This window comes from Buttiauxella sp. AC142 (genome assembly GCF_979253435.1).
Window position 1 is genome coordinate 3,106,802 of sequence record NZ_CEEDCH010000001.1, and the last position, 14,613, is coordinate 3,121,414.

10 protein-coding genes are annotated in these 14,613 nt (G+C 53.8%); 2 read left to right on the forward strand and 8 right to left on the reverse strand.

Going from position 1 to position 14,613, the window contains the following annotated elements; genetic code table 11:
• Positions 1–21: 21 nt before the first annotated feature.
• On the forward strand, positions 22–4,107 hold the full coding sequence (locus tag AC0IWZ_RS14485; RefSeq protein ID WP_471676961.1) for an RHS repeat-associated core domain-containing protein: 4,086 nt from the start codon (positions 22–24) through the stop codon (positions 4,105–4,107).
• 11 nt (positions 4,108–4,118) lie between these two features.
• On the forward strand, positions 4,119–4,412 hold the full coding sequence (locus AC0IWZ_RS14490) for a hypothetical protein (RefSeq protein ID WP_410373397.1): 294 nt from the start codon (positions 4,119–4,121) through the stop codon (positions 4,410–4,412).
• A gap of 295 nt (positions 4,413–4,707) precedes the next feature.
• Here the strand turns inward: AC0IWZ_RS14490 and sucD are convergent, their stop codons facing one another.
• From sucD to sdhC, 8 genes are all read right to left on the reverse strand, one after another.
• A complete protein-coding gene (gene sucD / locus AC0IWZ_RS14495) occupies positions 4,708–5,580 on the reverse strand; it encodes a succinate--CoA ligase subunit alpha (protein WP_259266692.1) in 873 nt (290 codons plus the stop codon).
• On the reverse strand, positions 5,580–6,746 hold the full coding sequence (gene sucC, locus AC0IWZ_RS14500) for an ADP-forming succinate--CoA ligase subunit beta (protein ID WP_034497176.1): 1,167 nt from the start codon (positions 6,744–6,746) through the stop codon (positions 5,580–5,582). The genes sucD and sucC overlap by 1 nt, the downstream gene beginning before the upstream one ends.
• A 108-nt stretch (positions 6,747–6,854) precedes the next feature.
• Positions 6,855–8,081, reverse strand: a complete 1,227-nt coding sequence (gene odhB / locus AC0IWZ_RS14505; RefSeq protein ID WP_115627746.1) for a 2-oxoglutarate dehydrogenase complex dihydrolipoyllysine-residue succinyltransferase — start codon at positions 8,079–8,081, stop codon at positions 6,855–6,857.
• 14 nt (positions 8,082–8,095) lie between these two features.
• Entirely contained in the window at positions 8,096–10,903 is a 2,808-nt protein-coding gene (gene sucA / locus AC0IWZ_RS14510; RefSeq protein WP_034497181.1) for a 2-oxoglutarate dehydrogenase E1 component, read from the reverse strand.
• A gap of 205 nt (positions 10,904–11,108) precedes the next feature.
• A complete protein-coding gene (locus tag AC0IWZ_RS14515; RefSeq protein ID WP_034497183.1) occupies positions 11,109–11,825 on the reverse strand; it encodes a succinate dehydrogenase iron-sulfur subunit in 717 nt (238 codons plus the stop codon).
• Positions 11,826–11,840: 15 nt separating this feature from the next.
• A complete protein-coding gene (gene sdhA, locus AC0IWZ_RS14520) occupies positions 11,841–13,607 on the reverse strand; it encodes a succinate dehydrogenase flavoprotein subunit (RefSeq protein WP_172893583.1) in 1,767 nt (588 codons plus the stop codon).
• The gene (gene sdhD, locus AC0IWZ_RS14525; RefSeq protein ID WP_034497188.1) at positions 13,607–13,954 is read right to left on the reverse strand and encodes a succinate dehydrogenase membrane anchor subunit; all 348 of its coding nucleotides are present in this window, start codon (positions 13,952–13,954) and stop codon (positions 13,607–13,609) included. Before sdhD ends, sdhA begins: the two co-directional genes overlap by 1 nt.
• Positions 13,948–14,352: a succinate dehydrogenase cytochrome b556 subunit gene (sdhC, locus tag AC0IWZ_RS14530; RefSeq protein WP_034497190.1), complete on the reverse strand. Its 405-nt coding sequence runs from the start codon at positions 14,350–14,352 to the stop codon at positions 13,948–13,950. Before sdhC ends, sdhD begins: the two co-directional genes overlap by 7 nt.
• Positions 14,353–14,613: the final 261 nt, after the last annotated feature.

Sequence of the window (14,613 nt, forward strand, 5' to 3'; positions counted from 1 at the left end):
ATTAATTAAAAGGATTTCACCATGCCAGGTATGCCTGCTGCGCGTCAGGGTGACGCAACGTTAATCGGTGGCCCGATTGTTCAGGGCTCGTTGGGTGTCATGATTGGTGCGCCCACCGGCGTGGCCTGTTCGGTCTGCCCGGGAGGTGTTGCGGTGGGCAATCCGGTCAACCCGGTGCTGGGCGCTAAAGTCCTGCCCGGTGAAACCGATGTCGCCCTGCCGGCACATTTACCCTTTGTGCTCACCCGTAGCTACAGCAGTTACCGCACCGACACACCCGCCCCGGTCGGCACGTTCGGCTCCGGCTGGCAGTCGGCGACAGATATTCGCCTGCAGATTCGTTCTTCTGAGCTCATTCTTAACGATAACGGTGGGCGCAGTATTCATTTTGACCTGCTGGCTCCGGGTGCGATTGCCTGGAGCCCGTCCGAAAAACTCTGGCTCGCCCGTGGGGGTGTGGATACGCAGCCCGATAATCATCGCCTGAGCCGCCTGTGGCAGGCGCTGCCGCCAGACGTTCGGCTAAATTCACATACGTACTTTGTCGCAAACGACGCCACCGGGCCGTGGTGGATACTGGAGCCTTTTCAGTTGCCGGTTTCACCGGAAGACGTGCTGCCGCGCCCGTTGCCGCCGTTCCGTCTGTTATCCGGTCTGACTGACCGCTCCGGTAATCAGTTGCACTATCGCCGTGATGCTGAAGGGGAATTTGCCGGTCAGGTCACTGCGGTGACGGACAGCAGCGGGCGGCAGTTCCGGCTGGAGCTTGCCACGCTGCCAGCCGGTACTCGTCTTGCCGCTGTCTGGCTGGTGCGCGATGTGGCGTTTCCCGATTTACCGTCAACACCACTGGTGCGTTATGACTACAGTCCGCGCGGTGAGCTGGCGGCGGTGTATGACCGGGCGGGGGTAAAAACGCGTCACTTCGAATGGCACCCGCAACATACAGGCCTGATGGTCGCCCATCAGCACACCGGCCGTCCCGCCAGTCGCTATGTCTATGACGACACGCTGCGCGTCATTTCCCAGACCAACCCCGGTGGGCTGAATTATCAGTTCGTGTACAGCGACAACCAGACCGTCGTCACTGACAGCCTCGGGCGGGTCACCGTCTACCACTTTGAGGGAAAACGCGGCCTGAAGCGGGTCGTCAGACTCGAACAACCCGACGGCAGTGACATCCACAGCGAATTTGACGGCAGCGGGCGGCTGGTCAGCCAGACGGATGCCGCCGGGCGTAAAACCGAATATCAGCTGGACGTGGTGAGCGGCAACCTGCTGGCCATCTGGTATCCGGACGGCACCGTCAGCCGCTTTGATTACAACGCCCGCAATCAGCTCATCAGCACCACCGCCCCGGACGGGAGTCGTACGGCCCGGGAATATGACTCTTGCGGACGACTGACGGCACAAACCGATGCCATGGGTCATACCCGCCGCTGGCATTATGCGGATGAGAAAAGCGCACATCCCTCAGCAACCGAAGATGCGGCGGGGGGACGCCAGCAACTGGAGTGGAATGCATACGGTCTGCTCGCCTCATACACCGACTGCTCCGGGTACAAAACACAGTACCGCTATAACCGCGACGGCCAGGTCACGGAAATGAGGGCGGAAGAAGGGCTCTCCACCCGTTACGAATACGATGCCCGCGGGCGACTTGTTGCCAGTGAAGACAACACCGCTGCCCGCACCACCCGCCAGTACAACGAGGCAGGTGACCTGCTGACCATCACGCATCCCGACGGCACCACCACCACACAGCGATATGACGCACGCGGCAACCCAGTCGCACAGACCCGCGGCGGACTCACCCGCCAGGCAGAGTTTGACGCTGCCGACCGGATTATCAGTCTGATAAATGAAAACGAGGCGCGCACACAGTTCCGCTATGACGCCATGGACCGGCTGGTGCACGAAACCGGGTTTGACGGGCGCGAGCATGTCTATCAGTACAGCCTGGCCGGAAAACTGATGCGCAGTGAGGACGCCGGGCTGGTCACCCGCTGGCACTATGACGACAACGGCCGTCTCATTCGCCGTGAGCGACCGCCCCTGCCCGACGGCACGCCCGATGAAATGCTGTTCGGTTATGATGACGCGGGACGGATAACCGACATGGCCCACCGCAGTGAAGACCATCTGGTCAGCGTGCGCCATGAATACAACCGTAACGGGCAGCTCACCGCCGGGCATCAGCTCATCCACAATGCGCAGGGGGACAGACTCTGGGAGTACAGCGTGGCCCGCAAATATGACCCGCGCGGCTTTGAGTCCGCCGTCACGTATGACGGACTGCCAGACATTCAGTGGCAGACCTACGGCCCCGGCCATCTGCTCGGGGTGAAACTCGGCGATGAACCCCTGCTCGAGCTGACCCGTGACCGTCTGCACCGGGAAACCCGCCGTCAGTTCGGTGACTGGCAGTCCGCCGCTGCGTACACGCCACGCGGGCAACTGGCACAACAGTCCGTCTCAGGCCCCCATCCTGCCCTGAACCGCGATTATCACTACAGCGCCACCGGGCTGCTGACCGGTATCCACACCGGCCACGGCGAACAACATTACACCTATTCCCCGTCGGGACGGCTGGAGAGTGCCCAGTTGCCGGACGCCTTTATCACCACCCTCACCGACCCGGCGGGCAACCGCAACGTGACGCTGGCGCACGATTTTATCCCGGCACCGGAAGACCGCCATGTCTGGCCCGATAACCGTACCGGCCAGGATGAACGCTACACGTATCAGTACGACCGGTATGGTTATCTCACCGAAAAACGCCGTTATCTGTCCGGCTGGACCGGCGAGGAATACGCCCCGGATGAAACTCACCATTATCATTACGACCAGAGCCACCGTCTGACGCGTTACACCCGGGAAGATGACGGAAAGCCCACCGCACAGGGCCGCTATGTGTACGACCCGCTTGGCCGCCGGGTGGGTAAACTCACCGCCATTGTAAACCCAGTAACGAAACAGACCGACACGCAGCACAGCTGGTATGGCTGGGACGGCGACCGACTGGTGCTGAGCGAAAGCCAGGGCATGCAACAGCACACGATTTATCAGCCCGGCAGCTTTGTGCCGCTGCTGAGAGTCGGGCAGACAAAAAAAGAAGATAACCACAGCTCGCTGGCCGAAAAGCTCGAACGTGACGCCGGGGTCACCTTCCCGCCGGAGCTGCACCAGCGGCTGAATCTTATTGAGCAGGAGCTGCGCAAAAACCAGCTCAGCGACGACACGGTGCAGTTCCTCATCGCCACTGGCCTGAAAGCGGAAAACCTCGCCCTGTGGCTGGAGCCCGAAGCGGAAAGTGACCGCACAATCCACCTGTACCACTGCGACCATCTGGGCACGCCGCTGGCGCTGGTTAACACGACCGGCACCGTCGACTGGCACATCACCCTCGACCCGTGGGGCAATGTGCTCCGCGAACACAATCCGCAGAGCCTGCAACAGCCGCTGAGAATGCAGGGCCAGCAATACGATGAAGAATCAGGGCTGCACTACAACCGGCATCGCTATTATGATCCGCAGCAGGGCCGGTATATTACGCAGGATCCGATTGGATTGGCGGGGGGGTGGAATGCTTATCAGTATCCACTTAATCCACTCATACATATCGACCCTTTAGGATTACATTCATATACGGGCATCAACATGGGGAAGGGAGTGACAGAACGAGCCTCGCTTGGCGAGTCGATGACTGAAAATGGAGCGTCTCCAGAAGAATTAACTAAATCTATGGCACCTTTCGCACCACCTAATCCTATATCAAGAGAATGTCGAGCCTCTGCAACAGCAGCGTTAGGTACTGGTGTATCAGGAACTGTTTCGTACAATGAAAATAATGGCATCAGCGGGTTAGGTAGCATCCCAGTTGCTGCTGCTGGCGCACGTGCAAGTGCAACGTGTGGACTGAAATTTAGAAGTTCTAAAGCTAAAGATTTAAAAGCTAATGCGGGTTTTGCAATTGGGTTAGGAATTATTAGTGTCGAGGTAACGCAGACATCATCATGGCCAGAGTTATATATTGGTGCAGGTCCCGGCATTGGCCCGGAAATTAAAATACCATACAACCCAAACGTATCCGTTCCATTGTTTTAGATGAGGTAAACATGTGTGAAGTAATTATAATCACCAGAGTCGTGGCATTCTTTATTATATTTTCTATGGCATTAATAGCTGTTTTTTCAGGAGTACGTTTCTGCAAAAAAAAAGGTATAGATTTTAATTCATTTTCAGGCATGTTTGAAATGTATACCCGTATTTTTAAATTTGAAGAAAAAGCATTTTCAATCTTGATGCTGAGTTGTATGTACGGAGGTGCTTTACTAGGAATAATAATAGTTTGCATCAGCGCTTGGGCAACAAATAAAGGATGTGTGTTCCCAACGCAATATAGTAAATAATCATAAACACGTGTCGATTATTAAGTACCCCAGGCATCCTTTGGCACGCGGTATTCTCAGAGATGAGAACTACTTTTGGCACTTCAATATCCATGAAGGTATGAAGTGCCAAGCTTAGTGATTGGGAGACTCTGCAAATAGAGATATCGCAGAATACGTATAATCATTCCTTTGAGTCAGAAAAAATATCATAGATATCTATAGTTATTTTCTCGTGAACAAATAAATCATAAGCCACAAATAAGGCCACCCAAACGGATGGCCAACCATGTCGAACATTTATTATTAGTTCTGCTTACTGAGGCAAAATAGCTTTCAGTGCTTCACCGATGTCAGCCAGGCTGCGAACGGTTTTCACGCCTGCGGCTTCCAGCGCTGCGAATTTCTCATCCGCTGTGCCTTTACCACCTGCAATGATGGCGCCCGCGTGGCCCATACGCTTACCTTTCGGTGCAGTCACACCCGCGATGTAACCTACTACTGGCTTGGTGACGTGCTCTTTGATGTAAGCGGCTGCTTCTTCTTCAGCGCTACCGCCGATCTCACCGATCATCACGATTGCTTCAGTCTTCGGATCTTCCTGGAACATCTTCAGGATATCGATGAAGTTAGAGCCTGGGATCGGGTCACCGCCAATGCCTACGCAAGTAGACTGGCCCAGACCGATATCGGTAGTCTGTTTAACGGCTTCATAGGTCAGCGTGCCGGAGCGGGAAACGATACCCACTTTGCCTGGCAGGTGAATGTGCCCTGGCATGATACCGATTTTGCACTCGCCTGGGGTGATAACGCCTGGGCAGTTTGGCCCAATCATGCGCACGCCTGCTTCGTCCAGTTTCACTTTCACAGTCAGCATATCCAGCGTCGGGATACCTTCGGTGATGGTGATAATCAGCTTAATGCCTGCGTCGATTGCTTCCAGAATGGAGTCTTTGCAGAACGGTGCCGGAACGTAGATAACAGAAGCAGTAGCGCCTGTTGCTTCTACGGCTTCGCGTACGGTGTTAAATACTGGCAGACCGAGGTGCTCAGTGCCGCCTTTGCCTGGCGTAACCCCGCCAACCATTTGCGTACCGTATGCAATCGCCTGCTCGGAGTGGAAAGTCCCCTGGCTGCCGGTGAAACCCTGGCAAATCACCTTGGTGTTTTTATCGATCAAAATGGACATTATTTCCCCTCCACGGCAGCAACAACCTGCTGTGCTGCATCCGTCAGACTTTTCGCTGCAATAATATTCAGGCCGCTGTCAGCCAGTTTCTTCGCACCCAGTTCCGCATTGTTACCTTCCAGACGAACAACCACTGGAACGTTAACACCCACTTCTGCAACCGCACCGATGATGCCGTCTGCAATCAGGTCACAACGCACGATACCGCCGAAGATGTTAACCAGAACCGCTTTCACTTTGTCATCAGACAGAATGATTTTGAATGCTTCGGTTACGCGTTCTTTGGTTGCACCGCCGCCAACGTCCAGGAAGTTTGCTGGTTCGCCGCCGTGCAGTTTAACGATGTCCATGGTGCCCATTGCCAGGCCCGCACCGTTAACCATGCAACCGATGTTGCCATCAAGCGCAACGTAGTTCAGTTCCCACTGAGCAGCCTGGGATTCACGTGCATCTTCCTGGCTTGGGTCACGCATTTCACGCAGCTCTGGCTGGCGGAACAATGCGTTGCCATCGGCGCCCAGTTTGCCATCGAGGCATACCAGATCGCCCTGCTTGGTGATAACCAGCGGGTTGATTTCGATCAGCGCCAGGTCACGATCCAGGAAGATGTTCGCCAGGCCCATGAAGATCTTGGTGAACTGCTGAACCTGTTTACCTTCCAGACCCAGTTTGAACGCCAGTTCACGGCCTTGATAAGGCATTGGGCCTGCCAGTGGATCCAGAGCAACTTTGTGGATCAGATGCGGGGTTTCTTCCGCAACTTTTTCAATTTCAACGCCACCTTCGGTGGACGCCATAAACACGACGCGACGGGAGCTACGATCAACCACCGCGCCGAGATACAGTTCTTTATCAATGTCAGTCGCAGCTTCAACCAGAATCTGGTGAACCGGCTGGCCATTTGCGTCTGTCTGGTATGTGACCAGACGTTTACCCAACCAGTGCTCAGCAAAAGCACGGATGTCTTCTTTGCTGTTAACCACTTTCACGCCGCCCGCTTTACCGCGGCCACCAGCATGAACCTGACATTTTACCACCCACGGACCAGCACCAATTTTTGATGCTGCTTCTTCCGCTTCACGTGGAGTGTTGCAGGCGTAACCGACTGGAGCCGGCAGGCCATATCGAGCAAACAACTGTTTCGCCTGATACTCGTGTAAGTTCATGAGTTCTATCCATCCTTCAGGGTAATCGTTATAAACCTGTAGGCCGGTGCGCTATTCATGCCAGATGGCGCGCAGCTTTCGGCCTACAGTGCAGGTGATGCTTTAAAACTAAACGTCCAGCAGCAGACGAGTCGGGTCTTCGAGCAATTCTTTGATTGCTACCAGATAACCCACTGATTCACGGCCATCGATCAAACGGTGATCGTAAGACAGCGCCAGATACATCATTGGCAGGATCTCAACTTTACCGTCAACCGCCATTGGACGATCTTTGATAGCGTGCATGCCAAGGATCGCGCTCTGCGGCGGGTTGATGATCGGCGTTGACATCAGGGAACCAAACACACCACCGTTGGTGATGGTGAAGTTACCGCCAGTCAAATCTTCAACTGTCAGCTTGCCGTCACGGCCTTTCACTGCCAATTCTTTGATGCGTTTTTCGATGTCAGCCATACCCAGGGTATCAACATCACGCAGTACCGGAGTCACCAGGCCGCGTGGGGTAGAAACCGCGATGCTCACGTCGAAGTAGTTGTGATAAACCACGTCTTCGCCATCAATAGAAGCGTTCACTTCCGGATAGCGTTTCAGTGCTTCAACGACCGCTTTGATGTAGAAGGACATGAAGCCCAGACGTACACCGTGGCGTTTCTCAAAAGATTCACCGTACTGCTTACGCAGTTCCATGATTGGCTTCATGTTCACTTCGTTAAACGTCGTGAGCATGGCGGTGGAATTTTTCGCTTCCAGCAAACGTTCAGCGACGCGTTTGCGCAGGCGAGTCATTGGAACGCGTTTTTCGCTACGGCCAGCCAGTGGCGCAACCGGAGCTTTGGATTCTTCTGCCGCTTTAGCTTGAGCAGGTTGAGCCGCTTTCGCCTGAGTCAGATGCTTATCCACATCTTCACGGGTGATACGACCGCCAACACCGCTGCCTTTAATGGCATTAGCATCCAGAGAATGCTCTGCAATCAGGCGGCGAATAGCCGGGCTGAGAGCGTCATTGCTCTGCTCTTCCAAAGAAGCCTGCTGGCGCTGCGCCGGGGTAGACTCTTTGCTTTCTGCTTTCGCAGAAGTCTCTTTACCAGAGCTGTTGCCTTCACGCAGGCGACCCAGGATTTGACGAGAAGTTACGGTGGTGCCTTCATCTTCCAGTACAGCATCCAGAATACCATCTGCAGACGCCGGTACTTCCAGTACCACTTTGTCAGTTTCGATTTCCACCAGCACTTCGTCACGGGTCACGGTGTCACCCGGTTTTTTATGCCAGGTTGCAACAGTCGCATCGGCAACGGACTCAGGCAGGTCAGGAACTAGAATATCTACGCTACTCATTTTTTATCCTTTAATTAATCGACGTTCAGCGCGTCATTAACCAGATCTTGCTGCTGTTTCTGGTGAACGGACAAGTACCCTACCGCAGGTGATGCGGAGGCTGGACGACCTGCATAACGCAGGGCTGATCCAAATGGAATCACTTCACGGAAATGGTGCTGGCTACAGTACCATGCGCCCTGGTTAAGCGGCTCTTCCTGGCACCACACAAAATCATGTACGTGAGCAAATGGTTTCAATGCTTCCTGCACCGCCTGGTGCGGGAACGGATACAACTGTTCGATGCGCACAATCGCCACATCTTTTTGATCGTTCTTACGACGCTGTTCCAGCAAATCGTAATAAACCTTACCAGAACACAGGACGACGCGTTTCACCGCTTTAGGATCAAGCTCGTCAACTTCGCCAATGGCAGGTAAGAAGGTGCCGTTAGCCAGTTCTTCCATGGTGGAAACTGCCAGTGGGTGACGCAGCAGAGACTTAGGCGACATCACCACCAGCGGACGGCGCATACCGCGCAGCGCCTGACGACGAAGCATGTGGTAAACCTGAGCCGGAGTAGAAGGCACGCAAACCTGCATGTTTTGTTCAGCACACAGTTGGAGGTAACGCTCCAGACGCGCGGAGGAGTGCTCCGGACCCTGGCCTTCGTAACCGTGCGGCAGCAACATCACCAGGCCACACATACGGCCCCATTTCTGCTCGCCGGAACTGATGAACTGGTCGATAACAACCTGAGCGCCGTTGGCGAAGTCGCCGAACTGAGCTTCCCAGATAGTCAGCGTGCGCGGTTCCGCAGTGGCATAACCGTATTCGAACGCCAGGACTGCTTCTTCAGACAGCACGGAGTCCCAAACTTTGAACTCACCCTGGCTGTTGTGAACGTGTTGCAGCGGCGTGTAAGTTGAACCGTTAGTCTGGTTGTGAATCACAGCGTGGCGGTGGAAGAATGTCCCGCGCCCCACGTCTTCACCCGACAAACGCACAGAAACGCCTTCATCAACCAGGGTTGCATACGCCAGATTTTCAGCCGCGCCCCAGTCGAATTTCTTCGCGCCGTTCGCCATTTCCATGCGGTCGCTGTAGATTTTCGCTACGCGTGACTGCATCTCAACGGTTTCAGGGGCGCTGCTAATACGCTTCGCCAGCTCCTGCAAACGCTTCATCTCTACCTTGTTCGGATAGCTCTCATCCCACTCGTGGTTGAGGTATGGCGACCAGGTAAATGAATGCATATTCATTGGGCGGTATTCTTCAACCACACATTCGCCAGCATCCAGCGCGTCACGATAGAGATTCACCATTTCGGTGGCATCTTCAAGCGTTGCCAGTTTTTGCTGCTCCAGACGGTCTGCGTAGATCTTACGCGGCGTCGGGTGTTTCTTAATTTTCTGGTACATCACTGGCTGAGTTGCGCTTGGCTCATCAGCTTCGTTATGACCATGGCGACGGTAGCAAACCAGATCGATAAACACGTCGCGCTTAAAGGTGTTACGGAAGTCCAGCGCCAGACGAGTCACAAACGCTACCGCTTCCGGATCATCTGCATTCACGTGGAAAATTGGCGCCATCACCATCTTACCGATATCGGTACAGTACGGCGTAGAACGCGCATCCAGCGGGTTAGAGGTGGTGAAACCAATCTGGTTGTTGATAACAATGCGAACGGTACCGCCCACTTCGTAACCACGCGCTTTGGACATGTTCAGGGTTTCCTGAACCACGCCCTGTCCGGCTACCGCGGCGTCACCATGAATGGTGATTGGCAGAACCTGGTTAATGCCTGGTTTTTCCAGACGGTCCAGACGCGCGCGCACAGAGCCGATAACCACCGGGCTAACGATTTCGAGGTGTGACGGGTTAAACGCCAGCGCCAGGTGTACCAGGCCGCCTTCGGTTTCAACGTCAGATGAGAAGCCCATGTGGTACTTCACATCACCGGTGCCGAGGTGTTCTTTATGCTTACCGGCGAACTCGTCGAACAGTTCCTGCGGTTTTTTACCCAGTACGTTGATGAGTACGTTCAGGCGGCCACGGTGCGCCATACCCAGAACCACTTCACGTGTGCCGCTCTTGCCCGCATGGCGGATCATCTCTTTGAGCATTGGCACCAGTGCATCACCGCCTTCCAGCGAGAAGCGTTTTGCGCCTGGGAATTTCGCACCCAGGTAACGCTCAAGGCCTTCTGCTGCGGTCAGCTCCTGCAGGAAGCGTTTTTTCTCATCAACAGTAAATGTTGAGTGACCCACTACCGATTCAATGCGCTGCTGAATCCAGCGTTTTTCTTCGGTGTTGGTGATGTGCATATATTCCGCACCGATAGATCCGCCGTAAGTCTGCTTCAGCGCACTGATCAAGTCGGACAACTTCATGGTTTCTTTGCCGCTGGCAAAAGAACCCACATTGAAAGTTTCCTGAAGATCGGCGTCAGTCAGATTATGGAAGGTCGGGTCAAGATCGGGAACCGCGTCCTGTTTCCATAAACCAAGTGGATCAAGGTTTGCAGCCTGATGGCCACGGAAACGCCAGGCGTTGATCAGCTGCAACACTTTGACTTGCTTGACGTCGGTGTCAGGGTCGGTAATTGCGGTGGAATAACGTGAGGCATCCTTCGCCAGACGACGGAAATAATCACGTGTTTTGGAATGGAATTGATCCGGTCTGGCCCCGGTTCCAGGTAATTGCTGGAACATTGAGCGCCAGTGCGCATCAACAGAGTCAGGATCGGTTAAGAAGTCTTCATAGAGCTGCTCTATCCAGGACTGGTTTGCACCTGCCAGGTAAGAGGAATCCAGCCAGGCTTTCATTTCGCCGTTCTGCATCGTGATCCCTTAAGCATTTATATGCTTATTTCGCCGTGAATAACTATTGCGTACACATGTGGTACACATTACCGGGGTTCACAACTACGAGCCTTTTTCCTTTCCAGGCGGCTCGAGAAGGAACCTTTAAAAACTGTCGCAACAGGGCAGTTTTTAAAGGTTTCCTGCAAATTTTCCCCTCTCCCGAAGGAGAGGGAACTAAAAGCTAGGCACTCTTTTGCAGCAACATCGACTTAATGTGGCCGATGGCTTTCGTCGGGTTCAATCCCTTAGGACAAACACTGACGCAATTCATGATGCCATGGCAGCGGAATACGCTGAAAGCATCACTGATTCCGTCAAGACGACTTGCGGTTTCAGTATCACGGCTGTCAATCAGGAAGCGATATGCCGCCAGTAAACCTGCCGGGCCGATGAACTTATCCGGGTTCCACCAGAATGATGGGCAGGAAGTCGAGCAGCACGCACACAGAATACACTCGTACAATCCATCCAATTTCTCACGCTGCTCGGGTGATTGTAAATGCTCACGAGCCGGTGGATTTTGCCCATTATTCAACAAGTAAGGCTTAATCTTCTCATATTGAGCATAGAATTGCCCCATGTCTACAACCAGATCGCGCACAACCGGCAATCCAGGCAGTGGACGGATCACAATCTTCTGCTTTCCATTGCCCAACGCGGAGATCGGGGTGATACAAGCCAGGCCATTTTTACCGTTCATGTTCACGCCATCGGAGCCACAAACCCCTTCACGGCACGAACGACGGAACGATAGCGTTGGGTCTTTTTCTTTCAGTTGCATCAGCGCGTCAAGCAACATCATGTCGCGCCCTTCTTCCCCTTCCAGGGTGTACTCCTGCATACGCGGAGCATCGTCAACATCCGGGTTGTAGCGATAAATAGAGAATTCGAGTTTCATCACTTTGCTCCGCTATTAATAAGTACGCACTTTCGGCGGGAATGCCGGACGCAGTTTCGGCTGCATGTTCACCTCACGGCGAGTCATGCTTTCCGACTCAGGCAGATACAGGCTGTGACACAGCCAGTTTGCATCGTCACGTTCCGGATAGTCGAAGCGGCTATGCGCGCCACGGCTTTCGGTGCGGAAGTTAGCGGAAACAGCGGTCGCAAAAGCAGTTTCCATCAGGTTATCAAGCTCGAGGCACTCAACGCGCTGGGTGTTGAACTCGCTTGAAGTATCATCCAGACGGGCGTTTTTCAGGCGCTCGCGGATTTCTTTCAGTTGCTCAAGACCTTTTGCCATCGCATCACCTTCACGGAATACCGAGAAGTTGTGCTGCATACATTCCTGAAGCGCTTTGCGGATTTGTACCGGATCTTCGCCGTTACGGTTGCCGTTCCAGCGGTTCAGGCGCTCGAGTGCGGCATTAATTTCGTCTTCGGTCGCATCACGCAGCTCGCCCTGCTCTGCGATAGACTCCAGCAGATGCATGCCCGCAGCGCGGCCAAATACCACCAGATCCAGCAGTGAGTTACCGCCCAGACGGTTTGCACCGTGAACGGATACACAAGCGATTTCACCGACGGCAAACAGACCAGGAATCAGAACGTCTTCGCCCTGCTCATTCACGGTCAGCGCCTGGCCAGTGACTTTGGTCGGGATGCCGCCCATCATATAGTGGCAAGTTGGGATAACCGGGATTGGCTCTTTAACCGGGTCAACGTGGGCAAAGGTACGAGACAGTTCGAGGATGCCCGGCAGACGGGATTCGAGAACTTCTTTGCCGAGGTGGTCAAGTTTCAGTTTCGCGTGTGGACCCCATGGGCCATCACAGCCACGGCCTTCGCGGATTTCAATCATAATGGAACGCGCAACAACGTCACGGCCCGCCAGATCTTTCGCGTTTGGCGCGTAACGCTCCATGAAGCGCTCGCCGTGTTTGTTCAGCAGATAACCGCCCTCACCACGACAACCTTCTGTAACCAGCACACCCGCACCCGCAATGCCGGTTGGGTGGAACTGCCACATTTCCATATCTTGTACAGGCACGCCTGCACGGAGCGCCATGCCAACACCGTCGCCGGTATTAATGTGTGCGTTAGTTGTAGACTGATAAATACGGCCCGCACCACCAGTTGCCAGAATGGTCGCTTTCGCTTTGAAATAAACCACTTCGCCGGTTTCGATACACAGCGCGGTAGTCCCCACCACGGCGCCATCGGCGTTTTTCACCAGATCCAGCGCATACCATTCGGAGAAGATCGTGGTTTTGTTTTTCAGGTTTTGTTGGTACAGCGTGTGCAATAGCGCGTGACCGGTACGGTCAGCCGCTGCTGCAGTACGTGCCGCCTGCTCGCCACCGAAGTTCTTCGACTGGCCGCCAAACGGACGCTGATAAATAGTGCCATCATCAAGACGGGAGAACGGCAGACCCATGTGCTCCAGTTCCAGAATCGCTTCCGGGCCGGTTTTACACATATATTCAATGGCGTCCTGGTCACCGATATAGTCGGAACCTTTTACCGTGTCATACATATGCCATTCCCAGTTGTCTTCGTGGGTATTACCCAGCGCTACGGTGATACCACCTTGCGCAGACACGGTATGGGAACGGGTTGGGAAAACTTTAGACAGCAAGGCGCAAGTCTGGCCACCTTGTGAAATTTGCAGTGCGGCGCGCATACCTGCACCACCAGCACCGATGACAACTGCATCAAACTCTCTGACTGGTAAACTCATTACACACCCCACACCACAACGAATCCATAAATGACGTAAACCAGCAGTGCTACAACAATCACGAATTGCAGCCCAAGACGAATCGCCACTGGTTTAACGTAGTCGGTCAACACCTGCCACATGCCAATCCAGGCATGGATCAAAATTGAGAACAATGTCAGCAGGGTGAACACTTTGGTGAAGGCGGAGCCGAAGAAACCACTCCAGACTTCGTAGGTTAAATCGCCGGTAACAGCGAAGAAGCCAATCATATAGATGATGTACAGGGTGATTACGATGGCGGAGGCACGAACCAGAATATAGTCATGCACACCATTGCGACCTAATGCGGAGGCATTGCTTACCATACGAGGACTCCTGCGAGAAGTGAAAGCACGACAGTAATAACAAAGGAAATCATTGCGGATCGTTTGCCCGCTATCAGGGTTTCTTCCAGTAAGCCGGTGTCCATCAGGATGTGGCGAATACCCACAACAACGTGGTATGCCAACGCGGTGAGGATGCCCCACATGATGAATTTAACAAAGAAGCTACTCATTATGGATGAAGCAACGAGGAAGCCTTCTGGAGAAGAGAGTGACTGGCCTAACAACCACAGTAGAATGCCAACAGCCACAAAGGTGATCACGCCGGATACACGATGGAGGATGGAAGCGATCGCAGTGACGGGGAACCTCATCGTTGTCAGATCGAGGTTTACAGGTCTTTGTTTTTTCGCATTTTTTATCATGAATAGCGCCCACATGCTGTTCTTATAGTTTCCTTCCTCCGGATCTGCAGGCGGGGTCAGACAGCGTGAACTTTCTATAACTGTGCGTCATGCAAAAACAGCTACATCCAGATGCCAAAAAACTGGCTACAACGCTGGGTGGCGCCCGGTGGCAGGGTATTCCGGAGACCTGGCGGCAGTATAGGCGCTTCACAAATTCATTACAATTAACCTACATATAGTTTGAAGGGTTTTGGTCGGAACAGTGAGCAGGATCACGATAACAACATTATTTTA